Raw genomic sequence first — 26,354 nt, 5'->3', positions numbered from 1 at the left:
TTCTTTTAGACGGAGGAACACATGAGACCGCATATACTCGTAATCGACGACGACGAAAAAATCACCTCGCTACTCAGGCGCAGCCTCGCATTCGAAGGCTATGAAGTTTCCACCGCTCCGAACGGTCCCGCCGGCCTTGGCATCGTGGCGGACAAATCCGCAGACCTAGTCATCCTTGACGTTATGATGCCGGGAATCGACGGCTGGGAAGTATGCCGCAGACTCAGGACCGCAGGCATCAATGTGCCTGTCCTTATGTTGACGGCCAAGGACGACGTGCAGGACCGCGTGCGCGGCCTGGACCTGGGAGCCGACGACTATTTAGTGAAGCCGTTTGCGCTAGAGGAGCTGATGGCTCGCGTACGCGCGCTTATGCGCCGTCGCCCCGAGCCTGCAGGAGAGAATAACCGGCTGCGCTTCGACGATCTGGTGCTCGACGTCGACGGCCGGGAGGCCATACGCGGAGACAACCGGATCGAACTGACGGCCAAGGAGTTCGACTTGCTCCATCTGTTCATGCAAAATCCGAAGCGCGTCCTGTCGCGCGATCAGATCATGGACAAGATCTGGGGTTACGACTATAGCGGAGAGTCCAACGTGCTCGAGGTCTACGTAGCGATGCTGCGCCAGAAGCTTGAGGAATACGGGGACAAACGCCTCATTCAGACGGTACGGGGAGCGGGCTATGTCCTGAAGGGAGATAGCTAGGCATGTCGATCAGGCTGCGACTGACTTTATGGTATTCGGGGCTGCTGGCGGCCGTGCTTGCGATATTTTGCATATTAATTTATGTAATCGTATATCAAAATACGGTTGGAGGAATTAAGAGCCGCCTGGTAAATGAGGCTGAAAAAATTCGCATTACGCCTACTGTCGATTGGTCTGGAGATTATGATCTGAACGCCCGCTCGATGTTTGCTTTCGATGCGACTATCGGGATTCAGGTCGTTAATTTCCTGCAAGCAAAAGAGGGAAGTATAAGTAAATCAGGGAATTTGGCTGCTTCTAATATTACGTTTCCCTATCCGGCCTATGAAAAAGTGGAGGAAGGGTATCAGCAGATAGCGATCGGGGACAATCCATTCATTATTTATAACAAACCTTATATTTTTAACGGGCAGCTTGTAGGTTTGCTACAGGTAGGTGCTTATACGGATAAGGAAAGCAGATTTCTTTCCCAAATCAGATTCGTACTCTGGATCGCCGGCCTCGCCAGCCTCGTTCTCGCCTTTGTCATCGGTCTTTTCCTCGCGCGCAAAGCGCTGCGCCCGATCGAAAAGGTCACGGAGGCGGCGGAGCGCGTGCAGAGCGGTTCGGATCTGAAGCTGCGAATTCCCGGCGAGAGCCAGGACGAGATCGGCCGGCTCACGCGGACGCTCAATCATATGCTAGAGCGGGTGGAAAAAGCATATAATGTACTTGAGGAATCGAACACGGCGCAGCGCAGGTTCGTATCGGATGCTTCGCATGAGCTGCGGACGCCGCTGACGACGATTCGGGGCAATGTGGATCTGCTGGAAAAAGTATGGACGGAAACGGGTTCCGGAACTGCAACAGGGGAGCAGGACAGCGCAATTGTGAAGCCTCGGTTGTCTTTGGCGGAGCGGGAGGAGCTGTCGCGCGAAGCGCTGCACGACATCTCGGACGAAGCGCGGCGGATGAGCCGGCTCGTCAACGATCTGTTGTCGCTGGCGCGCGCGGACGCCGGCTACGTCGTGGACAAGGAGCCGATCGAATTGCTGCCGCTCGTCGAAGAAGCGTCTCGCAGGGCGGGTTTTCTGCCGCGCAATGCGGAGTGGAACGTCGGTCCGCTGGACGCGCTTGCCGGCGTACGCGTCGTGGGCAACCGGGATTACCTCATGCAGCTGCTTTTTATTTTCATCGAAAACGGATTTAAATACACGCCCGCCGGCGAAGTTCGCCTGGAGGTGTACCGTCAGGAGGATCGCGTAGGCTTATCCGTCATCGATACGGGCATCGGCATCGCCAAAGCCGATATGCCACGCATCTTCGACCGCTTCTACCGGGCCGACGAATCCCGCGGACAGACGGCCGGCACGGGACTCGGCCTCTCGATCGCCAAGTGGATTGCGGACATGCACCGCGCCTCCCTGGATGTCCAGTCCCGTCCCGAAGGCGGCAGCCGCTTTACCATTTGGCTTCCCGTCGACTTTTCCGATCGTCCGGATTACGGTATAATAGAGGCATCGGTGCGCCCGGCTGTTCCCGACACGGAACAAAGCTGACAGGTACGGGCGAGAAAGCGGGTTACGAAAATGGAGATCGTCAAAATTTCCCCTCGCGGATATTGCTACGGCGTGGTGGATGCCATGGTGCTTGCCCTTCAGACGGCGCGCAACCTGGATCTGCCGCGCCCCATTTATATTTTAGGGATGATCGTGCACAACAGCCACGTGACCGAATCGTTCAAGGATGAGGGCATTATAACGCTGGACGGCGCGAACCGTCTCGAGATTCTTGAAGGCGTCGAGTCCGGCACCGTCATCTTTACGGCGCACGGCGTGTCGCCGGAGGTCCGTATCAGGGCCAGGGAAAAAGGGTTGACGATCGTGGATGCGACCTGTCCGGACGTCACGAAGACGCATGATCTGATCCGCGAAAAGGTCGGAGAAGGTTACGACATCATCTATATCGGCAAGAAAGGTCATCCGGAGCCGGAAGGCGCCATCGGGATCGCGCCCGATCGCGTTCATCTGATCGAAAACGAAGCAGAAATTGCGGAACTTCGACTTGCCGGCGACCGTATTATAATAACGAATCAGACGACGATGTCGCAGTGGGATATTCGACATCTCATCTCAAAGCTGCTCGAGACGTTTCCCCGGGCGGAGGTCCACAACGAGATTTGCCTGGCGACGCAGGTTCGTCAGGAAGCCGTTGCCGAGCAAGCTAAGAATGCGCAGCTTTGCATCGTCGTGGGCGACCCCCGGAGCAACAATTCCAATCGACTCGCCCAAGTATCGGAGGAGATCTCCGGCGTCAAGGCCTACCGCGTCTCGGACGTTACCGAGATCAAGCAGGAGTGGCTCGAAGGCATCGAACGCGTCGCCGTCACGTCCGGCGCTTCGACACCGACGCCGCTGACCAAGGAAGTCATCCAATACTTGGAGCGTTATGATCAGAACGATCCTTCGACCTGGGAAATCCGACGCACCGTCAACATGAGCAAGCTGCTGCCGACGGTTAGAGAAAAATCAACCATTTGAGCCTTTCTTGGCTAAGTGGCGCCGCAGGCCGCAAGAAAGGAGCGCCATGCAACAACGTCTTCGCAAGTTCATCCGCTATTTGAAGCTGCAGTATGTCAAGTTGCTTCGTGCCAAGGGCGGGGCTTATTCGATAGCGATGGGATTCGCGATCGGGCTGTTCGTCGAGATGTTCAATCTGCCGACCTACGGTACCTCGTTCGTACTCATCTTTCCGCTGATCTACCTGCTTCGGGGCAATTTGCCTTCGGCGCTGGTCGGATTCGTTTTCGGCAAGCTGATCTACATTCCGATGTCCGTGCTGAACAAGATGGTGGCGGATGCGGTGATGCCCGCGCACTTCGCGGTGAACTTTTCGTTCCTGCCGGCGAAGGTCAATCATTTCCTGCTGTTCAACCTCAAGATGATCGTCGGGGGGATGATCGACGGACTCGCGCTCGGCGTCTTGTTTTTCTTCCCGATCTGGTACAGCGTCCAGGCGTTCAAGCGCAAACGGAGAGAAAAGCGCCGCGCGAGGAAAATCGTCATTGAAGCGAGCAAGCCTGCAATGGAATGACAGGAAAAAGCGACAACCCCGGGGATTGACACTCGGGGTTTTATCGTCTATATTTACTTTAGCGCTTAAAAGCGTATAAGCGTCGAAGCGTATAAGCGCGAAAGCGAATGAATATGAAGAATAACAATTAGAATCCGGGAGCGTGTCCTTATGATCGTCATTACTTCTCCGCATATCTCCGAAGAACGCATCTTGGAGATTGCCGAATATATTCAAAAGAGCGGCGTACAGCCGCATATCTCGCGCGGCACGGATCGTACCGTCATCGGTATCATCGGGAAGGCGGAGCCGACGTTGGCAGAGCATATCCGCTCTATGCATGGCGTGGAGAACGTCATTAAGATCTCCAAGTCCTACAAGCTGGCGAGCAGAGACTTCCATCCGGACGACACGATCATCGAAGTGAAGGGCGTGAAGATCGGCGGCGACAACCTGGTCGTTATGGGCGGACCGTGCGCGGTCGAGACGCCGGAGCAGATCGACGAGATCGCCCGTCTGGTCAAGGCAGCCGGCGGCCAGGTGCTTCGCGGCGGCGCATTTAAGCCGCGCACCGGCCCGTACAGCTTCCAAGGGATCGGCGTGGAGGGTCTGAAGTGGATGAAGGAAGCCGGCGAGAAATACGGCTTGCTCACCATCACGGAGGTTATGGCGCCGGAGTTCGTCGACATTTGCGCAGAATACGCGGACATCATGCAGGTCGGCACGCGCAACATGCAGAACTTCGACCTGCTTCGCAAGCTCGGCACGATTCAGAATCCCGTATTGCTCAAGCGCGGCTTCAGCGCGACGTACGACGAATGGCTGAACGCGGCGGAGTACATTCTGGCGGGCGGCAATCCGAACGTCATGCTTTGCGAACGCGGCATCCGCACGTTTGAGACTTACACGCGCAACACGTTCGACCTGGCTGCGATTCCGGTCATCCAGCAGCTGTCGCATTTGCCGGTCATTGCCGACCCGAGCCATGCGACCGGCCGTCGCGAGCTCGTAGAGACGATGACCAAGGCGTCCGTCGCCGCAGGGGCGAACGGACTCATTATCGAGATGCATACCGACCCCGACAACTCGGCGACGGGAGACGGCGTACAGTCGCTGTTCCCGGATCAATTCGCCAACTTGCTCAAAGAGCTCGAGCAGCTCTCGCCGCTGCTAGGCAAGCGTTTCGACACCGCCAAGGAGCCGGCCGAAGCGTTCGCGACCTGGAAAAAGTAACATAGCGTTTTAATGCAGGGCCGCCAGTTATGCTGGCGGTTTTTTTAATGTGTGGGGAAAGTTGAGGCGCGGACTTTTGAGCGATGGGAGCAGGCTTGAGGTGCGCTATTCGCAAAAAACGGAGTTGAGATGCGGAATGTGGACTCGACCGATAAGCGCATATGGGCGTTAACGCCGGCTATTCTGTCACGTTCAATGCAAAGTTGTTGATGTAGGAGCATAGGAGCGCATGCAAAAGTCCGCCAGCGCAAAGCGCTGGCGGACTTTGACAATCAAATCGATTTTTAGAGCGTGCGTTTCGGCTTGCGGTTGCGAAGCCGGATCGCGAAGAGGATGAGCGAGGCTGCGATCAGGCCGTACCCGACAAGCGGGTAGATCGGCGCGGTCTCGCCGGTCTTAGGCAGCTGTCCGCCGCCGTTAGCCGAGCCGGAGCCGGAAGCGCCGGAGGATGCGCCGTTCGAGCCGCCATCCGCGCCGCCGTCTTCGCTGCCGCTGTTCCCACTTGCGTCCACGCCGCCGGAGCCGTTACCGCCGGTTCCGCCGGTGTTGCCGTTGCCTTGGCCAGGATTAACCGAGCCAGGATTGTCGGTACCGCCGTTGTCGGTGCCTGTACCGATGTCAGGCGTTTGCGGCTCGTCCTTCTTGAGGACGAGGCCCGCATCGACGGTCAGATCGCTCGCGCCAGGCTGCAGCGAGATGACGCCCGTGCGGCCATCAGGGCCGGCATCGGAATCGTTGTCGCCCTTAGAGCCGGCGGCATGAACGGCTGTCCATGCATAGCCGTTCGGAAGCTTGAAGCCGACTCTGTAAGCGCCAGGCGTAAGATCCTTGAACGCGTAGTAACCCGGTTTGCCGCCGGCGTCATTGCCGGTCAGCTGCGTGGCAATCTCGTTGCCGTCGGCATCGTAAAGGGAGACCTCTACGTCGTTCAAGCCAACTTCGCCTGCGTCCTGCCTGCCGTTCGCATTGCTGTCGATCCATACGTAATCGCCGATGGACGACAGCGGGATCAAGCCCGCGTCGATCGTCTTGTCATTCATGCCGGCGATCAGAGAGACGACCGGCGTCTTGCCGAGCGAGTCCGCGTTGGAATCCTTACTCCGGTCCGTACCTTGCGCAGGCTTAGTGAATTGATAGCCGGCCGGCAAGATGAATTTGACCGTATAATCTTCAGGGTTCAGGCCGGTGAAAGCATAGTACCCAGGCTTGCCGTCAGCGTCGTTGGCCGTGACCTTCGTCGCGACGAGCGCGTTATAGCGGTTGTAGAGCTCGATGGTCACGCCGTTCAGACCCTTTTCGGAATCGTCCTGCAGACCGTTGCCGTTCACGTCCAGCCACACGCGGTCGCCGAGCGCGGCAGGGATGATGGCCGGTACCGCATAGAAGCCGGCGTCGATATCGTTGCGGTACTCGCCGGGCGTCAGCGTGACGGCTTCCGTATCGCCTTCAAGACCGGCGTCGGAGTCTAGCGCGGCGTCCGGCGTAGCGCCTTTGCTCGTGAACAGCTGGCCGTCCGGAATGTAGAACTTGATCTTGTACGTATCCGGCATGAGGCCGTCGAATTTATAATAGCCCGGTTTGCCGGCCAGATCGGCGGTTGTCGTCGTCTTCAGCACGTTGCCGAGGGCGTCGAGCAGCTCGACCTTAAGTCCGTTGCGTCCTTTCTCGTCGGGTCCTTGGATCCCGTTGGAATCCGCATCTTCCCAGACGAAATCGCCGATCGCTGCCGGCAGGACGATGCCTGCGTCGATGCTAAGGTCGTCCTGGCCAGCCGTGAGAGAAATAAGGCCTGTCGTTCCTGCAGCGTCAACGTTGGAGTCGTTGTCTGTCGTGTAGCCCGTGCCTGTTGCAAGGCTCTTCGTAAACATATAGCCTGACGGCAGATCGAAGCGTACCTTGTAGTTGCCGGGATACAGATTCGTAAACAGGTAGTTGCCTGAGGCATCCGTTACGGTCGTCACCGGCGTGCCGCCGCTCAGGACGGGCGAACCGTCGCCTTGGAGCAGACGAACGGTTACGCCGGATGCAGCCGGATCCGAAGCCTCGCCGTCCTGGCGTCCGATAGCGCCGAGATCCACCCACAGCTTGTCGCCGAGGTTGACGAGCTTGACAAGACCTGCATCAAGCGTCGTGTTAATTTCGCCGGAGGATAGGGTCACGGATGCCGTACGTCCGCCTGCGCTCGCATCGGCATCGGAATCCGCAGTGTCAAGCGGCCCGACATCCTGCGCCGTAAACACATAGCCGGCCGGCAGGTCAAAGGAAACGCGATAAATTCCGGGCACCAGATGGTCGAACAAGTATTTCCCGTTCGCATCCGTCGTTGTCGTGACCGGCAGGCCGCCGCTCATCACAGCCGAACCCGCTCCATCCAGCAAGCGGACAGTCACGCCAGCCACGCCGCTCTCGCCGGCATCTTGAATGCCGTTCAGATTGCGGTCCATCCAGACATAGTCGCCGAGCGCGGTCAGCTTGACGAGACCCGCGTCGGTGTCGACGTCGTTCTCTCCAGGGCTGAGCGAGACGACCGCCGAGCGTCCGGTGACCGGATCGGCGTCGGAATCTTTGCTCGCGGTGCTGCCTGTTGCATTCTTTTTCGCGAAAATATAGTCGGTCGGCAATTCGAACTGTACGATGTAGTCGCCGGGGACGAGCTTTGTGAACTTGTAGCGTCCGTCCAGATCGGTCGTCGTCGTGACGGGCACGCCGCCCTTCAGGACCGGATTGCCGCTGCCATCCAGCAGGTTGACCTTGGCACCGGCAAAGCCAATTTCGCCGACATCCTGAAAGCCGTTGTCGTTCGCATCGTGCCAGACGATATCGCCGAGGGAAGCCAGCTCGACGAGCCCCGCATCGATCGTCAGGTCGTCCTGCTCGGAGACGAGCGTTATTGCATCGCTGAAGCCGAAGTTCGTACCGGACACGTCGTCGTCCGCGTTGGAATCAATCGCGCGATCCGATCCGGTGAACGAATGCGTGAACATGTATTCGTCGCTCGGCAGAACGAATTGCACGACATATTCGCCGGGCCACAGATTGGTAAACAGGTAAGCGCCGTCTGCGTCCGTTACTGCCGTCTTGATGGCCGTCGTCAGATCGGCCGCATCGTACAGCTTGACGGTGACGCCTTCGACGCCGGGCTCGCCTGCGTCCTGAATGCCGTCAAAGTCCCGGTCGCTCCATACGAAGTTGCCGAGCGATACCCGGTCTACGATACCGGCATCGATGTCGGTGCGCTGTTGTCCGATGGTGAGCGTCACCGTATCGGTAAGGCCCAGGTCCGCATCTACGTTCGAGGCGTCCGAGTCCACCGCGCTTGTGCTTTGATGCTTGCCGGTGAACTTGAAGCCGGCAGGCAGCTGGCTGAATTTGACCTTGTAGTCGCCGGCGGACAAGTTAATGAATTTGTAGTTGCCGTTCGCATCCGTCGTTTGCGAAGCGACTGCATTGCCGTAAGCGTCCTCTGCAGGCGTCGTACCGTCCGCCTCGAACAGCTCGACCTTGATGCCGCTCTTGCCCGGCTCGCCCGCATCCTGGTTGCCGTCGCCGTTCTGATCGTGCCATACGAAGTCTCCGAGCGACGCCAGCGTGTGTATGCCTGCGTCGATCGTCATATCGTGCTCTCCCGTGGACAGCGTCTTGTCCGCAAGACCGACGGAGCCGGTGCCTTGTTTGATCGCGTCCGAATCCTTTGCGTCGTCGCTGCCTTGATTAGGCTGTACGAACCAGTAGCCGGTCGGCAGCGTGAATTTGACCGTGTAGCTTCCTGCATTGAGGTACTGGAACTTGTACAGGCCGTCTGCAGCCGTCGTTTGGGTTGTAATCGCCGTGCCGTAAGCGTCAGCCGTTACCGGATCTCCCGAGCCGTCCAGCAATTGAACTTGAACGCCGGCTACGCCGGATTCTCCGGCATCCTGCACGCCGTCAGCATTCGTATCGAGCCACACCTTGTCGCCAAGGGAGGAGAGCTCGTACAGTCCCGCATCGATGTCCATATTGTCGACGGCATTCATTGCGATCGTGGCCGTCTTTGCTTTTGTCGTCGTAGGCAGGGCCGGTACGATCGCGTCGGAATCGCTGGCCGCGGTGCCCGCGCCATTGATCGTGAACAGGTATCCGTTGCCGCGAACGAATTCGACTTTATAGTTGCCAGGATAAAGATTCGAGAATTTGTACAGGCCGTCCGCGACGGTCGTTGCCGTGCGATAGACGACAGTCGTCGAGTCGTCCTCGTAGTACAGGTTGACGACAATGCCGCTCACGCCTGGCTCGCCGGCATCCTGCACGCCGTCTTGATCCTTGTCGTTCCACACGTAGTCGCCGAGCGCAACGAGCTTGACGAGCCCGGCATCGATCGTCAGATCGCTTAAGCCAGGTGTCTGCACCGACGTAATCGTGTCGGTCTGGCTGGACGTCTGCAGCGTCGGCTCGTTGTTGGCCGAGCGATTGACGTTGGAGTCCGAAGCGGCGCTGCCTTGACCCTTGCGTGTAAAACCGTAGCCGGTCGGCAAGACGAATTCGACCTTGTATTTGCGAGGCAGCAGGTGGTCGAACAAGTACTTGCCGTTCGAATCGGTCGTAGCCGTTACGAAATTATCGTTTCGGTCTTTGACCTGTGCGCCGGATTCGGTCAATAGACGGACGGTAACGCCCGCCATTGGAACATCGGTCGGATCGGTAGCTTGCTTCCCGTCGGCGTTGCCGTCGACCCAGACTTCGTCGCCGAGCTTGACGGGAAGGACATAGCCCGCATCGACGGTCAGATTTTTCTCCCCGAGCTGCAGGTCGATTACGTCCGAAAATCCGAGCGGCTTGGCTTTGTCTGCGATCGCTGCGCCGCCGAAGCTCGTAGCGCTCGCCAGATCGTAAGCGTTGGAATCCTCGAATCGCTTGCTGCCCTTATCCTTATAAGTCAGCAGTACATCTTCGGCTGTTCCGTCGGAATCCGTATCGAACGCGTATTGGGTAGGGAACTTGACCTTGTACTTGCCCGGGAGCAGGTTGTCGAACAGGTATTTGCCGTTCGCATCGGTCGTTTCGGTGCCCTGGCTGACCCAAGTCGAACCGTTTTGCTTGAACAGCTCGACCTGAACGCCGGATACGCCGTGTCCAGCTGCCGGTTCATTTTGCGTACCGGAGCCGTCTTCGTCGTACCATACATAGTCGCCGATCGCGCCGAGCGGAGGCTCGATTCCCGCGTCGATCGTGAGATCGTTAGCGGTCAAGTGGATCACGTCCGTCATGACGGTAGGGGACGTGTCCGACGAACCCGCCACGCCGACATTGGAGTCAACGGCTCTGTTGCTGCCGGCTTCCTTTTGGGTCCATGCGGTAAAATGACGCGCTTCATTCGTATAGGCGTTGGCTCCGCTGCCGTATTTGTAATCCTCGGGCAGCGAGGTCGGCATCGTAAACTTCACTTTGTAATCGCCGGCCGGCAGGTTCGGGAACAAATAGTAGCCCGCCTTGCCGCTGGCATCGGGACCGGTCACCGTGGCCACCGGAATATGAACGGTCGTGCCGTCGTCCTTGAAATCCTTCGTGAATGGCGTGTTGTCGGATTTCAACAGCTCCACCTTGACGCCGTTGATGCCCGGCTCTCCGGCATCCTGCACGCCGTCTTTGTTGACGTCCGCCCAGACGTAATCGCCAAGCGACAGGCCGGTAGGCGGATTGATATGCACGCCGACTTTTGGCGGCTCGGCAGGCTCTAGCTTGGAGCTCGTGCCTTTTTCCTGCGCTTGATGCGCAAAGGAGTTCCAGGCGATCCGGTCTACGGTCGTGCCGAGCGGCGCCTTCATCGACCAGACGATCGGATATTCCTGGCCGGGCGTGAGCGAGAATGCCGCTGCGAACTCGAACTTAAGCGCCGTGACGGTCGTCAGGTCGGCCGGCGGCGTCACGCTCCAGGTGGAGGATGTATTGATCTTGGCGTGTACATCCGTACTGTAATAGACGGTATAGTCCGCATTGGCGGCCAGCGGCTCGGTCAGCACCGTTCCCCACTCGGATCCGCGCGAACCGAGCAGCGCGCCTTCGTCGCCTTGGCGCGGCAGCGTATCGACAACGACGACATGGTCAACGTCGAAGTTCGAGTTGTTTTTGACGGTCAGCTTATAGTCGACCCGTCCGCCTGCAACCGTGTTGCCAAGCTGGTCGCAAGCCGTGCCGAACGTACAGCCCGTCGGGAAAGTGCCGGCCTTCCAGTCATCGTCCAATTCACCGCGTACCCGCTTGTACGAGCCGAGCTCGGCTACGCGATTGACGGTGACGTCGGCAGAGGAGCCGATGTAAAGGTTGGTCGGACTGCCGTCGCCATCGTAATCGTTCGTATCCGTCTTGAGCGGATTGAAATAGTAGTCGTTTAGGTAAGCTTCGTTGTTGGACGAAACGCCCGCCTGATTCGTATAGGTCGTAGCCGGCGCGTATTCCGCGATCTTGGCTTTGACGCGAATCGTGAACGAGCTGTTTACGGGCATCTTGGTGCCGGGCGCGAATTTCCAGCGAAGCAGGGTTTTGTCGCCGCTTAGCGCTGTCGGCGTGGGGGCATCGAGCGCGAACGAAGCGGCGGAGAAGTTGGCGCTCGAATCCGAGATCGCCGCGGAGACGTATTCCAGCCCCTTCGGCAGCACATCGAATACGACCGGATCGTGGAACTCTGCGCTGGAGTATGAAGTATTCGATACTTTGAGATCGAATTCGGCGTAGCTGGCTTCCGTCGCATTGGAAGGCACGAACGGGCCGCTGCTCACAAGCGTCTTGTCGAGCCTGACAAGCGGCCGGTCCTGCCATACGTAAACGTCGGCGCCGTCGCTGCCATGCTTAGGCGTGGAATCGAAGGTGTAATCCAAGTTCGCCGTATTGTGAATATGATTGCCGTTGGTGATCGTCGATCCGCTTCGCAGCGTATAAGTCAAGGTGAAATTCGACGTCTGGCTGAACGAGACGGGAAGCGAACCCGCGAATTTGAACTGAACGCCCATGACGCGGTCAGCGCCCAGATTCAACGATGAGACGGAGAGCTTCTCGGAAGTCTCCGGGCTGACGGACTGCCAGTAAACCCAGTCCCCCGCGCCGGGGCTTGTCTTCGTCGTGTAGTACACCGCATAGTTTACGCTGACGTCATGGAACGTCGCGGTGTCGATGTCCTTCAGATCGAGGTTCACCGGGTTGCCGGCCGAATCCTGCGTCGGCGTCATGTCGGTGATGAAGGCATCCTCGAGCGTACTGTTAGAGCGGTTGCTGAAGCCGCCGACGTAGAACTTGACGTCCTGTCCGGGCGAAATTTCTTTTTGGCGATCTTCCACGTTTTTGTAGAAGCCGCCCGGACCCGTGTCGATTTTCGTGCCGGTAAAGCCATGGCTGACGTTGGCGCTCGTCGACAGCTGCGTCTGGCCCAGCGGGTTATACGTAACGTTCGCGATATTCGTCACGGTCGTCGACGTGTTCACTTTGCCGGCTGGATATCGGACAGTCACGTAATAGACCGCGTCGTCGGCGAGCGTACCTGCCGGGCTCCAGGTCACGACGCCCGTTTCGCCGGGCGCAGGCGCCGAACTTGGCGCCGGATACGCGGAGACGAACTCGGCTTCGGCAGGCAGCGTATCCTTCAGCACGACATTTTCGATATCGAGCACGCCCATATCGGTGCCGGACTTCTTGTTGTTAAACGTGAGCTTGTACTGAACCTGGCCGTCCACGAGCGGCGTCGGAATCGGAGAGACGCGCTCTTTGACGAGCTCCCAGTCCGCAGCGGCATGTGCCGTGACGGTTACCGGATTGGACGCCTCCAGTTCGACCGTCGGATTGCCGCCGGCGTCCGGACCGTAGATTTTGGCTGTCGCCGTGGTCGCCGTGCCGTCCGGCGTCGTGTGCGCGGTATAATGCGCATTGATCTGCAGCATATACGACGTACCCGCGACCGGGCCGCCCGCGCCGGAATTTTTGAAGCTGAATTCCAGATCGTTGCCGACCTGGGTCATGCCGGATAAAATGGACAGCGGAATAAAGCTGTTGAACTCCACTCCCGCAGGGAGCGGCAGCACGAGCTTCAGCTTCTCGGTATCGATCCCGCTGTCCACCAGATCCGAAAAACTGAAATTGATCGTATAAATGAAGGTGCGGCCGGAATCGACGTCCGGTACATCGGTCGACATGCTCATCAGAATGCCGTTTGCTGCGTCACTATCGGCGTTCGCATCGGGCTCCGGGAGCCAGGATCGGCTCCACAGCAGTCCGAAGACGAGCGTGATCGCTAAAAAGGACTTGAGAATCTTCATTGCTTACATGTCTCCCGTTCCATCGGAATTGTTGATCAATACGGCATGAACGATAAGGCGATGCGTCGGATTTTTGCGCGGGTGGCAGGTGACCAGCGTCAGCTCGGAGACGCCGTTCCCGGCATTGTCCAGCACGGATAGATCGTCCGGTTCCACGATCCTGATGTCTGTAACGCGGTATGTAGAGCGGCCGATCGACGTGTCCACGTTAACGGTGTCCCCGACGGCGACTTCGCCGAGCCTGTTGAAGTGTCTGCCGCGGGTCAGGCTTCGGTGTCCGGCGAGCACGAAGTTGCCCGCCTCACCGGGCAGTCTGTCCGCCACGACCGTCCCGGCGCCCCGCTTCAACGCTGCCGCGTCCGATCCGTAGACGATCGGCTCGCTGAGGTCGATCCGGTCGATCGAGACCGTGCCGAGCACCTTGGCGCCGTCGATCTCCCGCCATTCGGGCTGCGCCGCGGCGGTCGCCGCGATATTCGTCGCGACAGGGGAAGGCTGCACGGCCGCCGCATGCGTACTCCAGGCGGCGAGCAGACGCAGCTCGCGTTCGTCTTCACGGTGCTCGACCAGGCGGGGATATAGCACGAGCGCGATGCCCGCGGCCAACAATAGCAGCGCCGTCAGTGTCAGCGCGGGCCTGCCGCGCTTGGGTGTTCCTGTCAAATCAAACCGTTCCTCCTCCATTGCAGTCGAATTTCTATACTAGCAGTCAGTGTAAATTACAAAACTCTACAAAAACTGAACAAACGCTTTAAGAAAAACGAAAAAACGGCAACGCCCTGATTTTAGAGGGCGTTGCCGTTTTTTTTGTAATATCCGAAAGCATAAATTGTTGGCGATTCGGGGACAGATAAGCTCGCTTTCGGTGTGCCGGCGTGATGTGGACGTTTGCGGGCAGAGGAATGGGAGTGGAAGGAAAGTGACATCAGCGTCGGCGTTAGCTTCTTTTTGCGCTTATTGCACCTTCTTGAGCGCGATGGAGGCGGCGTTAGTGCTCAAATGTGGCTATCGACTGGGAGTTACGCGGATTTTTCGAGCAACACCAATCCCCAGCCGTTGCAAGCATGACGCGGACATCATCGCTCCGCCGTCGAGGCAGGAAGGTCCGAACGACGGCCCGAGAACCAAGCCGCAATATCGGCGGAAGGCGGATGGCCGTATTGCTCTTCGCTCATCCTGACGAGCAGCGCATACTGCTGCTCGACCATGCTATTTTCGCCGAGCCCTGCGTGCAGCTTCATTATAAGGAAGAAAACTTCCTCGGAATACGGAAAACGCGACTGAACCCGGTACAGCCAATCCAGGCCGTAAGCGGGCATGCCATGCTCCTCGAGCAGGGCGGCAAGCCGGATCGCATACCGGTACCAGAGCACGCGCAGTCTTCGGCGCTCCGTATCCGCCCATTCGTAGTCCTGTTCCTCGAAGTAATCGCCGGTAAAAGCTTCGAGCCACGATTCGTACTGCTGCAGCTCATCAGGCAGCGACTCGTCGGCAGTCGGCATGCGCCTCTCCCAATCGTCCACGTCAATAAGGACATCGTCGGTCATCAGCTCGTAGCCGGCTTTCGTATTCAGGATCCGAATGCCCAGACCCGCAGACTCCATGGACTTGCGCAGCTGGTAGACCGTCGTGTAGAGGAGCGCGTAGCTGCGCTCGGGCGCAAGCTCAGGCCACAACAGCTCGATCAGCGTATCCTTGCGCGTTTGTTGCCCGCGTCTGTGAAGCAAGAAGGCGAACAGCTCCTGCGCCTTGTTCGTCCTCCAGGTCAGCTGTGAAGCGGCAGGTCCGTATTCGACGGACAACGTGCGGAAGCAGCGGATGACCGCATGAACGCCATTTGGCTCGGCGTTCGGGGGAACAGCGGGGGCCGTCATGCTCTCCAGCCGCTGAAGCGTCTGCGCCAGGCGCGGGAGCAGCACGGGCTTGAGCAGGTAATCCAGCGCGTTCACCTCGAACGCCTTGAGGGCATATTCCTGGTAGGCGGTCACGAAAACGATCCGGGCGCCGGGCAGCGCTTCCTGAAAGTGAAGCGAGGCTTCGAGGCCGTTCATGACAGGCATATCGATATCGAGAAAAACGACGTTCGGCTGGAGTGTGCCGAGCGCGTCCAGCGCGTCTTTGGCGTTGCCGAACTTGCCGCAGATCTCGATGCCGCCGAGCTTGCGGAGCTGCCTCTCCATATCGTTCAACGCCAAGGGTTCGTCATCGACGATTATGCATTTCAATTCGATCCCGCCTCGTTCGTGTTCCGGCGCCGCCAGCGATCGCCATTTTTCTACATTATATCGGAATTGCGGGCAAAATGGGGGCTTGGAGCCATAAATTCTGCGCATGAACGGAGCGGCGTACAATAAGTAGCGAGGTGATGGACGAATGTTGAGGCTGGGCGTATTGGACCAATCTCCTGTGTTGAGCGGAGGGGACGCCGCGCAAGCGCTGCGGGACACGGTCGAGCTGGCGCGGCTCGCCGAAGGACTCGGCTATTCGCGTTTTTGGGTATCGGAGCATCACAACGCGACAGGACTCGCGGGTTCCTCTCCGGAAGTGCTGCTGTCTGCCGTCGGGTCGCGGACTTCGCGAATTCGGATCGGTTCGGGCGGCGTGCTGCTGCCGCATTACAGTCCTTACAAGGTTGCCGAAAACTTCAGGGTGCTCGAAGGCTTATATCCTGGAAGGATCGATCTCGGCATCGGCCGGGCGCCGGGGGGCATGCCGCTCGTATCGCGGGCGATGGGCAGGGAGGCTGGAAAGGATAAAGAAGCGGGCTTCGTGAATTCACTGCATGAGCTCGCGGCTTATCTGAATCTCGGACCGCCGCTCGGGCCCGGCCATCCGCTGGCAGGACTGGCTGCTGCGCCGGCCGTCCGAACGCAGCCGGAGGCATGGCTTCTGGGCTCCAGCAGCCATAGCGCGCAGGTCGCTTCAGCGATGGGGGCCGGCTTTGCTTTCGCCCATTTTATCAATGGACAGGGCGGCCAAAGCGCCGCGCGCGCGTACAGAAAAGGATTCAGGCCGGGACCGCTTGGCGCGTTGCCCCGCGTCGCGGTATGCATATTTGTCGTCTGCATGGACGACGACAGCCAAGCGGAACGGGAAGCGGCATCGCTAGACCTGCGGCTGCTGCTGAACGAAAAAGGCGAATTCGGCCGGCCGGTGCCGAGCCGCGAAGAAGCGCGCGCTTACGCGTACAGCGCGGCCGACCGCGCGAGGATCGCGGAGAACAGAAGCCGAATGATCGTCGGCGGCCCCGATCGGGTGAAGCGGATGCTTTACGCGCTTGCCTCGAGCTATGGCGCCGACGAGATCATCGTCAATTGCATCACCGCGGACGCGGCTTCACGGTCCGCCAGTCTGGGGCGCGTCGCCGGCTTGATCCGCAAGCGGATCGCCAGGTAAATCCGGTCAGGCTGCATTGGCGGAAAGTAATAAGAATCGGGCGGGAACCGGACATTCGGCTATTCGCGCGGCGGTCGGCCGGCGCGCGCCGAAGGCCTGCGCGCCGCCCGCCGTACGCGGCTTTTCGGCCTTTAAGGGGGTCTTTTTTTCGGTTTGTCAAAAGTGTTAACATACCTCACACTTCCACAAAAAATACCTTACATAAGTATTGACGCTTTTCTATCAAAAAATTTATAATAGCGACAGAGTTCAGGTGAAAAGTTGAACGTTGTTTCGTTTCATAAGACCGAATGTTCGGAAATGGGGAGGAAATTCGAAATGTCTGCACAAAACGTTTTGGATCTCATCAAGGAAAAGAATATTGAGTTTGTAGATTTTCGTTTCGTCGACTTGAACGGCCGCGCCCATCACATCACGCTGCCGGCGACGGAAGTTGACGAAGATACTTTCGTTAACGGCGTAGCTTTCGACGGTTCTTCGATCACCGGTTTCCGCGGCATCGAACAATCCGACATGGTTATGATGCCCGACACCGAGACGGTCTACGTGGATCCGTTCACCGCTCACGCTACCCTGATCGTGATGTCCAACATCTACACGCCGGACGGCGAACGTTATGACCGCGATCCGCGTTCGATCGCGCACAAGGCTGAAGAATTCCTTCAACAATCCGGCGTCGGTACGGCTGCTTACTTCGCACCGGAATCCGAATTCTTCATCTTCGACGACGTTCGTTACGAGAGCACGATGAATTCGTCCTCCTTCTTCGTCGATTCCGAAGAAGCCGCTTGGAACACGAACCGCAAGGAAGAAGGCGGCAACCTGGCCTTCAAAATCGGCGTCAAGGGCGGCTATGTACCTGTAGCTCCGGTCGACTCCCAGCAAGACATCCGCAGCGAGATGGTCCGCCTCATGCAAGAAGCCGGCCTGCGCGTCGAACGTCATCACCACGAAGTGGCGACTGCCGGCCAAGCGGAGATCAACTTCCGTTTTGACACGCTGACGACGACTGCCGACAACCTGATGAAGTATAAATATATCGTGCACAATGTTGCCCGCCAATACGGCAAGGTCGCGACATTCATGCCGAAGCCGCTTTTCGGCGACAACGGTTCTGGCATGCACGTCCACAGCTCCATTTTTAACGGCGGCGAGCCTCTGTTCTACGAAAAGGGCTCTTATGGCAACCTGAGCGAGCTCGCTCTGAATTACATCGGCGGCATCCTGCACCACGCGCCTGCCCTGATTGCTATCACCAACCCGTCGACGAACTCCTTCAAACGTCTGGTTCCTGGCTACGAAGCGCCGGTTAACCTCGTGTTCTCCGCCGGCAACCGTTCGGCTGCCGTTCGTATCCCGGTCGCGGCCGTTACGCCGAAGGGCTGCCGCATCGAGTTCCGTACGCCGGACTCCACCGCTAACCCTTACCTCGCGTTCGCAGCGATGCTGATGGCAGGCCTGGACGGCATCAAGCGCAAGATCGATCCGCGCGCGCTGGGCTACGGTCCTTTCGACAAGAACATCTACGAGCTGACCGACGAAGAGAAGGCAGAAATCCGCAGCGTTCCTGGCACCCTGGACGAGGCGCTTGACGCCCTCGAAGCGGACTTCGAATTCCTGACCGAAGGCGGCGTCTTCACCAAGGAATTCATCGATAACTACGTAGAAGTAAAGCGTGCAGAAGCGAAGGCTGTTGCAATCCGCATTCATCCGCACGAATACGGCCTCTACTTCGATTGCTAATCGAAGCGAATTACCGAAAAGCTCCCGCAAGGGAGCTTTTCTTGCGTATGCTCGGCTTTATCCGGGAAACGGGATCGTAACGAGCCGCTCGTAGGAAGGCGAACGTCCGAGATGGGAGCGGAAGATCGTGATCGCGTCCCCTGGCCAGACGTCGTGCAGACCTTCCTCGCGAGAAACCAACGCACGCCATATCTCCTGGATCGATTCCTTTGCGCAGCGTTCTCCTTCGCAGCTACGGGCGAGCGTAATATGCGGATGATAAGGTCTGGCCTCGGGCTCGTAGCCGATTCGTTCGCGCAAGCGATCGCCAAGCAGCCGGTGAAGCTCCTTCAGCGGAGAGACGGCGGGATCCGCTTCCTGGCTGCCGGCGACCGCATTGTCTTCGTTCGATTGTTCAATGCCGCACCAGAGCACGCGCGGCGCGGACGGGGGACCGAAGATGCCAGGCGCGGAGAGAGACAATCGGGACGGCTTCGTTTGCCCTGCGGCTTCGACGGCTGCGAGCCGGATTTCGGATAGCTTGTCCTGCGGTGTATTGCCCAGGTAATGAAGCGTGATATGATAATCGGCAGGATGCGTCCATTTTCGATAAGATAGCGCGGACTTCATTCCTTGCGATATGCTGCCCAATCCGCTTTCAATAGGCTGTGGGAGTGCAATTCCTAGGAAAAGGCGAAGATTTTCCATGAGGCCTTCCTGATTCGTTCGGAAATTTTCTGTTTTGTCATCCTTTTGTCCTTTAAAGCGGTTGAACACCTCAAGCAGCTTTGTTATGATGTTTGAAGATGAAACGACTACAAGGTGGGAAATAAAATGTCCAATCGTGCGTACAATTTTAACGCGGGTCCGGCCGCTTTGCCTTTAGAGGTTCTGCAGCGGGCGCAGGAGCAATTCGTCGATTTTGAAAACAGCGGCATGTCGCTGATGGAAATGTCTCACCGCGGCGCTATTTACGAACGTGTACATAATGAAACGGAGCAACTGGTGCGGGAGCTGATGGGCGTGCCCGAAGGCTACAAAGTACTGCTCGTTCAAGGCGGCGCCAGCACGCAGTTCGCTATGGTTCCGATGAACCTGCTTAAGCCGGACAAGGTTGCCGCTTACGTCGCGACCGGCAGCTGGGCGACCAAGGCGATCAAGGAAGCGAAGCTGTTCGGCGAAGTCGCGATCGCGGCTTCCTCCGAGGCGGATGCCTATAAGCGGATTCCGTCCCCTGGCGAGCTTAACGTAACGGGCAACGCCGCTTATGTGCATCTGACGTCGAACGAGACGATCGAAGGGACGCAGTGGGCCGAGTATCCGGATACGGGAGACGTGCCGCTCGTCGCTGACATGTCCAGCGATATTTTGTGCCGGCCGGTCGATGTATCTCGTTTTGGACTTATTTATGCAGGCGCGCAAAAAAATCTCGGACCGTCCGGCGTCACGATCGTCATCGTTCGCGATGATCTGGTCGGCGCGCCGTCAATGACCGTCCCGACGATGCTTCGCTACGATACGCATGCGAAGAGCGGCTCTCTTTATAATACCCCGCCCTCGTTCGCCATCTACATGGCCAACCAAGTTTTGCATTGGGTGAAGGCCCAAGGCGGCGCCGCAGGCGTCGAGCGACTGAATCGTGAAAAAGCGAATCTCATCTATTCGACGATCGACGCGAGCGGCGGTTTTTACAAAGGCTTCGCAAACCCGGACAGCCGTTCGATCATGAACGTCACCTTCCGCCTTGGCAGCGAAGAGCTCGAGAAGAAGTTCGTGAAGGACTCCGAAGCCGCAGGCTTCATCGGACTGAAAGGCCATCGAGACGTCGGCGGCCTGCGCGCATCGATTTACAATGCCGTACCGCTGAACAGCGTCAAGGCGCTCGTGGACTTCATGGGCGAATTCGCCCGCACCAACGGTTAGGATCGACCGGCTGCAGCCGAAGCATGCATAACAGGCCGGAATGGATCAACCGCGGCGCTCGCCGCGGTTTTTTTCGCATCGTCTAACGACATCTGCCAAAGGAGGCAACGAAATGCCTTTTCATATCGTACTCGTCGAGCCCGAGATTCCCGCCAATACGGGCAATATCGCCCGCACCTGCGCCGCGACCGGCACGCATTTGCATCTGGTGCGCCCGCTCGGATTCTCGACCGAAGACAAGGTGCTAAAGCGAGCGGGTCTCGATTACTGGTATGCCGTCAACATCACGTATTACGATTCATTCGGAGAGGTCCGGAGCGCCTTCCCCGAAGGACGTTTTTTCTACGCCAGCACCCGCAGCGCTCGCCGCTACAGCGAGCTGCAATATAGGGACGGTGACTTGTTTGTCTTCGGGAAAGAAACCAAGGGATTGCCGCAAGCGCTCCTCGACGAGAATCCCGGACAGAGCATCCGGATGCCGATGACGGACAAAGTCCGGTCGCTTAATCTGGCCAACTCTGCAGCGATCGTCGTTTACGAAGCGCTTAGGCAAACCGGTTTTCCCGGTTTGGAAGGCTAAGATCCTCATTTTTTTCGACATAAATCGGCAAGATTCTTGCATTATTTTAAGCAAAATCTATTTTTTGCAGGGATTGTCGAGGGAGTTAGCGAACCTAAGGTTAAGACTTGGGCATAATCCGCACTTGTTATGAATAACGAAAGAATGGAGAGGACTGCTTTGAAGCCTGCTGGTGTCGTAAGAAAAGTGGACCAACTCGGCCGGATCGTGCTGCCGAAATCGCTGCGGAAGCGTTATCAGATGAATGAAGGAGATCCTGTAGAGATTCTGGTGCAGGGAGATCATATTATTCTGGAGCGTTATCGTCCGCGGTGCGTATTCTGTTCGTCCATGGAGAACGTCACCGAATACAAGGAACGCCATGTGTGCGGCGCCTGCCTGAAGGAAATGAACGCGCTCTAATCTACAATTCCATGACTGTTAGCAAGAGCCTTTCCCGACCGGTATTGTCTGCCGGCCCGGAAACGGCTCTTATTCGTTGCGGGGATTTATTCATTATAGGGCTCCCATGCGTTAAAAGACCCCCAGGACAGCCGCTCGCGCGGAATCGTCTTGGGGGTCTTGCCGCTTCGCGAAGCTTAAGGCGGATGCCTGCACTAATCGGGGATTAGAGACCTTTGGTCTTGTCCTCGTTGTAAGATGCAGTCAGCATCGCCGTGATGAACATCGCGAATACAAGCATGACGATCCAGAACTTGTCGCTCATACCAAATAACATGTTCGACACCTCCACTAAACTTCCTCTATTATAACCAAGCCCGCCCAAAAAGAAAACGCAAAAAACGGCGTTCGCGCAGCATACACTGTATTGTGGGCAAAACGCCCGGCGCGCGAGCGCACGGAAGCGATTGGAGATGGGGGCCATGATCAATTGGATGGGCGGCTGGCCTGCGGACGGTTTGCTGGCTGAAGCAGAGTGGCAGGAAAAGCGCCAGGCGTCGTCCGCCTCGGCGGCGGAAGCGATCGCGTACAGACTGCGCAGGCAGGAGACGGAGAAAAGGCTTGCCACGCTTGTATTGTCGGGCCAGCTCGGTCCTTATTGGCAGCCTGCGGACGACCCGGGACAATGGCTCCTTACGGATGACGCGGACGAGGCGCTCAGATTGACGACGAAGACGCTGCTGCAGCCCGGCGATTCAGTGCTGGTCGAGCGTCCGACAAGCCGCACGGCCTTGCAGCTGTTCGCCCGGGCCGGCGCCGCTGTTTTCGAGGTGCCGGGCAGCAACGAGGGCATGGATCCCGAAGCGCTGTCGGACGCCATCGCCGCCGTCAAGCCGCGCGCCGTCTATGTATCCCTGACCTGCTCGGACCCGGCGGGCTGCAGGTGGAGCGACGAGCGGCGCGCCGCTCTGTTGAGACTGTGCGCGCAAGCCGGCGTAGCGCTCGTCCTCGACGAGCGGCAAAGTCTGACATGCGATTGGACGACGAATCTGGCTGCGGGAGAAGAAACCGGGCCGGCCGCGATCATCGGCGGCTTGCCGTCCGGACTCGTATCGGGCATGCGCTTCGGATGGCTCCAATGGACGGGGTGGGGAGCGTCCGATCCGGCGTTCATGCCCATTCCGCCTGCGAGAAGACCGGATCGGGAGCGGGATGCGCTGCACGATCGCGACGCGCTGCTCCGCTATTGGAGCGAGTCGTCTCCGATTCCCGCGCTCGAGACCTTAAGGTTCATCTATCGGACGCGACACGACTTGCTGGCGGAGCGAATCGTGCAGGCGGGAATTCCGGGATTGATCTGCAAGCAGCCCGAAGCGGGAAGCCATGCCTGGTTAAAGCTGCCGGACGGATTGGAAGGCGAGCCGCTGCTGAAGGCGGCATGGCTCGAAGGCGTGCTGTTCCAGCCGGGGGCCGGTTACTATGCCACGGCGGCGGACCGGTCGCGGCTGCGTCTGACGCCGGTCCATTCGGATGAGCGGGAAATATCGGAGGGCGTCAAGCGGTTGCGCCTGACGATCGAGGCTTTTACGGGAAGGTCGGGTTGAAGCTTAGTAATCGGAGCCGCAAGCAAATAACTGGCCGTCGACGAGCTCGACGTCACGGCGCATGAGGCGTTCGTCGCCTCGGTTCGTACACGCGCCCGAGCGTCCGTCGAACGTCCAATAGTGGAGCGGACAGTAGAAGTCGCCGTCGGCAAGCAGTACCTCTCCGCCGGCATGCGGACAAAACGAGAGAAGGAGCAGCATGCGTCCATCCTCGTCCTTCGTCAGCCAATAAGGCGTGCCGTCCAGTTCCAACGATAAAGGTGAGCCGGTAAACATCTCGGCGGGTCCGAGCAGAATGCGTGAATCGGTCATCTGCGCTGCAACTCCTCTATATAAAAGGTAGCCGATTCAAGAGCGTCGGCATTTATGGCTTTATCGGCTTCTTCGGCATTTAAGTCGTCTAAGATATCAAACGCATCCAGCGCATCCAGCGCATCCAACGCATCCAGCGCATCCAACTTATCCAAGGCTTCGGCTTCAGCTTCAGCTTCGACAGCGTCTATGCCGGCATCCGTTCGCTCAGCGGCAGCTGTGGCATCTGTGGCACTTGCGGCAGCAGCTACGGCCCACGGGAACCGGGTCGTCCAGTACGATACCGCTTCGCCGTACTCCACCAACGCGGCATGACCGGCCGGCGTTAACGCATACAGGCCGCGGCCTGCCTTGGCGAACCAGCCGTAATAGTTGCTGCGCAGCAGCTGACCCGGATCGGCAACGCCGGTCAGCGCGCCGACCTGCCTCGGCGCGAGCGCAGGCGCGTCCGAGCAGCGGAGCGCCAGCGCGCACTGGAGCGCGCGCTCCCTGTAGGCCGTGACGAGCTTGCGCTTGGTGCTGCCGCCGACGTTGTAGTCTCCGCTGCGTCCGGCGAATTCCTTGAGCAGCTTGGCGGCGCCCTTGCGCCGGCCGCCGGATCTGGCCGTCGGCACGGCGACCGGGAGGAGCGGAGCCGCGGCTGTCCCGTAGCGCTCGGCTGCGCCTTCTGCGACAGCGGAAGTGACTCCTGCAGCCAGGGTGCCTCCAGACGGAATGCCTCCGGCAGGCGGACTGCCGATCTCGCACCATACCTCGATGACCGGCGGCTTGGTTTTATAGAAGGTCACCGTCATGAAGCCGAGGGAGAGCCTGCGGCACAGATCCGAGATTTCTCCGAAACGCTGGTTGTGCGCTCCCTTCTTGACCCGGTTGCGCTCGACGGCCAGCCAGACGGCGGCGCCCGTGCGCTGCCGCTCCAGCCCCTGTAAAAGCAGGGCGAGCGTAAACGTTTTTTTCATCTCGACGATGACGGGCAGCGAATCGTCTTGCCGGAGCGCGACCAGGTCGCAGCCTTTGATCTCCGCCTTGACCTCGTAGCCCCTCGCCGTCCAGAACGCTTTTAGCGCAGGATACAGCTCCGTCTCGTATTTGACCGCCACGCCGCTTCCCCCGTTCGCCGCTTGATTCACACATTATAGCACGGTCATTTATTTTCATCCCGTTTTCGGGGCAAATTCGTCCACCTCCCCGCATAGGTATAGAGTACGTTGCGAAGACGATGAATGGTCACACCGATAGAGAGACGGAAGAGACAGGGAGGATAGCGGCATGGACATCTTCAAGCGGCTCGCCGAGTACCGGACTGCTAGCGAGAGGTTGACGTGGACGGGAACATTTCGCGATTATATCGATTTGCTGAAGAACGACCCCGTACCTGCGATGACCGCGCATACCAGGGTATATGACATGATCGTCTCCCACGGTGTGGAAGAGCAGAACGGCGTCAAGAAATACAAATTTTTTGAAAACGACATTTACGGCCTCGACCATACGCTCGAGCGGCTGGTCGAAGAGTATTTTCACTCCGCGGCCAGAAGGCTCGACGTCCGCAAGCGGATCCTGCTCCTGATGGGACCGGTAAGCGGAGGCAAGTCCACGATCGTCACGCTGCTGAAAAGAGGGCTGGAGCAATATTCGAGGACGTCCCGAGGCGCGGTGTTCGCGCTGCAGGGCTGCCCGATGCACGAGGAGCCGCTTCATCTGGTGCCGAACGAGCTGCGGCCCGAGTTTGAAAAAGAGCTGAACGTCCGCATCGAGGGCAATCTCTGCCCGTCCTGCGCGCTCCGGCTGCGCAGCGAATACGACGGCGACATCGAGCGTTTCCAGGTTGAGCGTGTGTTTCTGTCCGAGGATACGCGCACCGGCATCGGCACGTTCAGCCCGTCCGACCCGAAGTCGCAGGATATCGCGGACCTGACGGGCAGCATCGACTTTTCGACGATTACGGAATACGGCTCAGAGTCCGATCCGCGCGCCTACCGGTTCGACGGCGAACTGAACAAGGCGAACCGCGGCCTGATGGAGTTCCAGGAGATGCTGAAGTGCGACGAGAAGTTCCTGTGGAACCTGCTCTCGCTGACGCAGGAAGGCAACTTCAAGGCGGGCCGGTTCGCGCTGATCAGCGCCGACGAACTCATCGTGGCGCATACGAACGAGTCCGAGTACAAGACGTTTATCGCCAACAAGAAAAACGAGGCGCTGCAGTCGCGGATGATCGTCATGCCGGTGCCGTACAATCTGCGCGTGAGCGACGAAGAGAAAATTTACGCCAAGCTGATCGGGCAATCGGACATGAGCCATATCCATATCGCGCCGCACGCGCTTCGGGCCGCCGCCATCTTCAGCATCCTGACGCGGCTCAAGGAATCCAAAAAGCAGGGCATGGATTTGGTCAAAAAGATGCGGCTTTACGACGGAGAAGAGGTCGAGGGCTTCAAGGACGCGGACCTGAAGGAAATGCAAAACGAGTTCAACGACGAAGGCATGTCGGGCATCGACCCGCGCTACGTCATCAACCGCATCTCCAGCGCCCTTATCAAGCAGGATCAGGAGTACATCAACGCCCTCGACGTGCTCCGCGCGCTCAAGGATGGGCTCGATCAGCATCCTTCGATCACGAAGGAAGAGCGCGAACGGTACTTAGGCTTCATTTCCGTCGCGCGCAAGGAGTACGACGGACTCGCGAAAAAGGAAGTGCAGAAGGCGTTCGTCTATTCGTTCGAGGAGTCGGCGCGCACGTTGTTCGAGAACTATCTCGACAATATCGAAGCCTACTGCAATTGGCAAAAAATCAAAGATCCGCTGACCGGCGAAACGATGGATCCCGACGAGCGCCTCATGCGCTCTATCGAGGAGCAGATCGGCATCTCCGAAAACGCGAAGAAGGCTTTCCGCGAAGAAATTCTCATCCGAATCTCCGCTTACTCGCGCAAAGGTCGCAAGTTCGACTACAGCACGCACGAGCGGCTGCGCGAAGCGATCGAGAAAAAGCTGTTCGCCGACCTCAAGGACATCGTCAAGATTACCACCTCGACGAAGACCCCGGACGAAAACCAGCTGAAGCGCATCAACGAGGTCATTAACCGCCTCGTCGAAGAGCACGGCTACACGACCGGCAGCGCCAACGAGCTGCTGCGCTACGTGGGAAGCTTGCTGAATCGCTGA

18 protein-coding genes are annotated in these 26,354 nt (G+C 58.5%); 12 read left to right on the top strand and 6 right to left on the bottom strand.

Annotation, left to right across the window (positions count from 1 at the left end; all coding sequences use genetic code 11):
- Nucleotides 1–21: 21 nt before the first annotated feature.
- The 5 genes from ACFSR7_RS12060 to aroF all read left to right on the top strand — a co-directional run bounded on the left by ACFSR7_RS12060 (nt 22) and on the right by aroF (nt 4,992).
- Nucleotides 22–708 carry a response regulator transcription factor gene (locus ACFSR7_RS12060; RefSeq protein WP_378116157.1) on the top strand — a complete coding sequence of 229 codons (687 nt, stop codon included), beginning with the start codon at nt 22–24 and terminating at the stop codon, nt 706–708.
- A 2-nt stretch (nt 709–710) separates the two neighbouring features.
- Nucleotides 711–2,246: a sensor histidine kinase gene (locus ACFSR7_RS12055; RefSeq protein WP_378161772.1), complete on the top strand. Its 1,536-nt coding sequence runs from the start codon at nt 711–713 to the stop codon at nt 2,244–2,246.
- 30 nt (nt 2,247–2,276) lie between these two features.
- On the top strand, nt 2,277–3,227 hold the full coding sequence (locus tag ACFSR7_RS12050) for a 4-hydroxy-3-methylbut-2-enyl diphosphate reductase (protein WP_378161770.1): 951 nt from the start codon (nt 2,277–2,279) through the stop codon (nt 3,225–3,227).
- A 46-nt stretch (nt 3,228–3,273) separates the two neighbouring features.
- Nucleotides 3,274–3,780, top strand: coding sequence for a DUF2062 domain-containing protein (locus ACFSR7_RS12045; RefSeq protein ID WP_378116152.1), 507 nt, complete (start codon nt 3,274–3,276; stop codon nt 3,778–3,780).
- A gap of 150 nt (nt 3,781–3,930) precedes the next feature.
- Entirely contained in the window at nt 3,931–4,992 is a 1,062-nt protein-coding gene (gene aroF, locus ACFSR7_RS12040) for a 3-deoxy-7-phosphoheptulonate synthase (protein WP_378161768.1), read from the top strand.
- A 284-nt stretch (nt 4,993–5,276) separates the two neighbouring features.
- Here the strand turns inward: aroF and ACFSR7_RS12035 are convergent, their stop codons facing one another.
- The 3 genes from ACFSR7_RS12035 to ACFSR7_RS12025 all read right to left on the bottom strand — a co-directional run bounded on the left by ACFSR7_RS12035 (nt 5,277) and on the right by ACFSR7_RS12025 (nt 15,496).
- A complete protein-coding gene (locus ACFSR7_RS12035) occupies nt 5,277–13,271 on the bottom strand; it encodes an SdrD B-like domain-containing protein (RefSeq protein ID WP_378161767.1) in 7,995 nt (2,664 codons plus the stop codon).
- A 3-nt stretch (nt 13,272–13,274) separates the two neighbouring features.
- Complete coding sequence (locus tag ACFSR7_RS12030; protein WP_378161765.1) at nt 13,275–13,934, bottom strand: class D sortase; 660 nt, start codon at nt 13,932–13,934, stop codon at nt 13,275–13,277.
- A gap of 413 nt (nt 13,935–14,347) precedes the next feature.
- Complete coding sequence (locus tag ACFSR7_RS12025) at nt 14,348–15,496, bottom strand: response regulator (RefSeq protein WP_378161763.1); 1,149 nt, start codon at nt 15,494–15,496, stop codon at nt 14,348–14,350.
- Nucleotides 15,497–15,644: 148 nt separating this feature from the next.
- Here ACFSR7_RS12025 and ACFSR7_RS12020 point away from each other — a divergent pair, with 148 nt between their 5' ends.
- Complete coding sequence (locus ACFSR7_RS12020; protein ID WP_378161761.1) at nt 15,645–16,667, top strand: LLM class flavin-dependent oxidoreductase; 1,023 nt, start codon at nt 15,645–15,647, stop codon at nt 16,665–16,667.
- Between the two features lie 318 nt (nt 16,668–16,985).
- Nucleotides 16,986–18,410 (top strand): type I glutamate--ammonia ligase, encoded by a 1,425-nt coding sequence (gene glnA / locus ACFSR7_RS12015; RefSeq protein WP_378161759.1) that lies wholly within the window; start codon nt 16,986–16,988, stop codon nt 18,408–18,410.
- Between the two features lie 57 nt (nt 18,411–18,467).
- Here glnA and thpR read toward each other — a convergent pair whose 3' ends face one another.
- Nucleotides 18,468–19,097, bottom strand: a complete 630-nt coding sequence (gene thpR, locus ACFSR7_RS12010; protein ID WP_378161757.1) for an RNA 2',3'-cyclic phosphodiesterase — start codon at nt 19,095–19,097, stop codon at nt 18,468–18,470.
- Between the two features lie 126 nt (nt 19,098–19,223).
- On the opposite strand from thpR, the gene serC reads away from it, so the two are divergent.
- The 4 genes from serC to ACFSR7_RS11990 all read left to right on the top strand — a co-directional run bounded on the left by serC (nt 19,224) and on the right by ACFSR7_RS11990 (nt 22,877).
- Nucleotides 19,224–20,312 carry a 3-phosphoserine/phosphohydroxythreonine transaminase gene (serC, locus tag ACFSR7_RS12005; protein WP_378161755.1) on the top strand — a complete coding sequence of 363 codons (1,089 nt, stop codon included), beginning with the start codon at nt 19,224–19,226 and terminating at the stop codon, nt 20,310–20,312.
- A 112-nt stretch (nt 20,313–20,424) separates the two neighbouring features.
- The gene (gene trmL, locus ACFSR7_RS12000) at nt 20,425–20,892 is read left to right on the top strand and encodes a tRNA (uridine(34)/cytosine(34)/5-carboxymethylaminomethyluridine(34)-2'-O)-methyltransferase TrmL (RefSeq protein ID WP_378161753.1); all 468 of its coding nucleotides are present in this window, start codon (nt 20,425–20,427) and stop codon (nt 20,890–20,892) included.
- A 159-nt stretch (nt 20,893–21,051) separates the two neighbouring features.
- A complete protein-coding gene (locus tag ACFSR7_RS11995) occupies nt 21,052–21,294 on the top strand; it encodes an AbrB/MazE/SpoVT family DNA-binding domain-containing protein (protein ID WP_378161751.1) in 243 nt (80 codons plus the stop codon).
- Nucleotides 21,295–21,755: 461 nt separating this feature from the next.
- Nucleotides 21,756–22,877: an aminotransferase class I/II-fold pyridoxal phosphate-dependent enzyme gene (locus ACFSR7_RS11990; protein WP_378161749.1), complete on the top strand. Its 1,122-nt coding sequence runs from the start codon at nt 21,756–21,758 to the stop codon at nt 22,875–22,877.
- A gap of 3 nt (nt 22,878–22,880) precedes the next feature.
- Here ACFSR7_RS11990 and ACFSR7_RS11985 read toward each other — a convergent pair whose 3' ends face one another.
- Nucleotides 22,881–23,189: a Rieske (2Fe-2S) protein gene (locus tag ACFSR7_RS11985; protein ID WP_378161747.1), complete on the bottom strand. Its 309-nt coding sequence runs from the start codon at nt 23,187–23,189 to the stop codon at nt 22,881–22,883.
- Nucleotides 23,186–24,289, bottom strand: a complete 1,104-nt coding sequence (locus ACFSR7_RS11980; RefSeq protein ID WP_378161745.1) for a DUF2161 family putative PD-(D/E)XK-type phosphodiesterase — start codon at nt 24,287–24,289, stop codon at nt 23,186–23,188. The genes ACFSR7_RS11985 and ACFSR7_RS11980 overlap by 4 nt, the downstream gene beginning before the upstream one ends.
- A 169-nt stretch (nt 24,290–24,458) precedes the next feature.
- Here ACFSR7_RS11980 and ACFSR7_RS11975 point away from each other — a divergent pair, with 169 nt between their 5' ends.
- Nucleotides 24,459–26,354 (top strand): PrkA family serine protein kinase, encoded by a 1,896-nt coding sequence (locus ACFSR7_RS11975; protein ID WP_378161743.1) that lies wholly within the window; start codon nt 24,459–24,461, stop codon nt 26,352–26,354.

The organism is Cohnella sp. GCM10020058 (assembly GCF_042683485.1).
GTDB lineage: Bacteria > Bacillota > Bacilli > Paenibacillales > Paenibacillaceae > Cohnella.
Note: the sequence above shows the minus strand (reverse complement) of the source record. Positions and strands in the feature narration are given on the sequence as shown.

Excerpts from the sequence above, each read along its gene's own strand:
- ACFSR7_RS12055 (WP_378161772.1), top strand. The coding sequence starts at position 711 with ATGTCGATCAGGCTGCGACTGACTTTATGGTATTCGGGGCTGCTGGCG.
- ACFSR7_RS12035 (WP_378161767.1), bottom strand. The coding sequence starts at position 13,271 with ATGAAGATTCTCAAGTCCTTTTTAGCGATCACGCTCGTCTTCGGACTG.
- ACFSR7_RS11975 (WP_378161743.1), top strand. The coding sequence starts at position 24,459 with ATGGACATCTTCAAGCGGCTCGCCGAGTACCGGACTGCTAGCGAGAGG.
- glnA (WP_378161759.1), top strand. The coding sequence starts at position 16,986 with ATGTCTGCACAAAACGTTTTGGATCTCATCAAGGAAAAGAATATTGAG.
- ACFSR7_RS12045 (WP_378116152.1), top strand. The coding sequence starts at position 3,274 with ATGCAACAACGTCTTCGCAAGTTCATCCGCTATTTGAAGCTGCAGTAT.
- thpR (WP_378161757.1), bottom strand. The coding sequence starts at position 19,097 with ATGGAAAATCTTCGCCTTTTCCTAGGAATTGCACTCCCACAGCCTATT.
- ACFSR7_RS12060 (WP_378116157.1), top strand. The coding sequence starts at position 22 with ATGAGACCGCATATACTCGTAATCGACGACGACGAAAAAATCACCTCG.
- ACFSR7_RS11985 (WP_378161747.1), bottom strand. The coding sequence starts at position 23,189 with ATGACCGATTCACGCATTCTGCTCGGACCCGCCGAGATGTTTACCGGC.
- ACFSR7_RS11990 (WP_378161749.1), top strand. The coding sequence starts at position 21,756 with ATGATCAATTGGATGGGCGGCTGGCCTGCGGACGGTTTGCTGGCTGAA.
- ACFSR7_RS12050 (WP_378161770.1), top strand. The coding sequence starts at position 2,277 with ATGGAGATCGTCAAAATTTCCCCTCGCGGATATTGCTACGGCGTGGTG.
- ACFSR7_RS12020 (WP_378161761.1), top strand. The coding sequence starts at position 15,645 with ATGTTGAGGCTGGGCGTATTGGACCAATCTCCTGTGTTGAGCGGAGGG.
- serC (WP_378161755.1), top strand. The coding sequence starts at position 19,224 with ATGTCCAATCGTGCGTACAATTTTAACGCGGGTCCGGCCGCTTTGCCT.
- aroF (WP_378161768.1), top strand. The coding sequence starts at position 3,931 with ATGATCGTCATTACTTCTCCGCATATCTCCGAAGAACGCATCTTGGAG.
- trmL (WP_378161753.1), top strand. The coding sequence starts at position 20,425 with ATGCCTTTTCATATCGTACTCGTCGAGCCCGAGATTCCCGCCAATACG.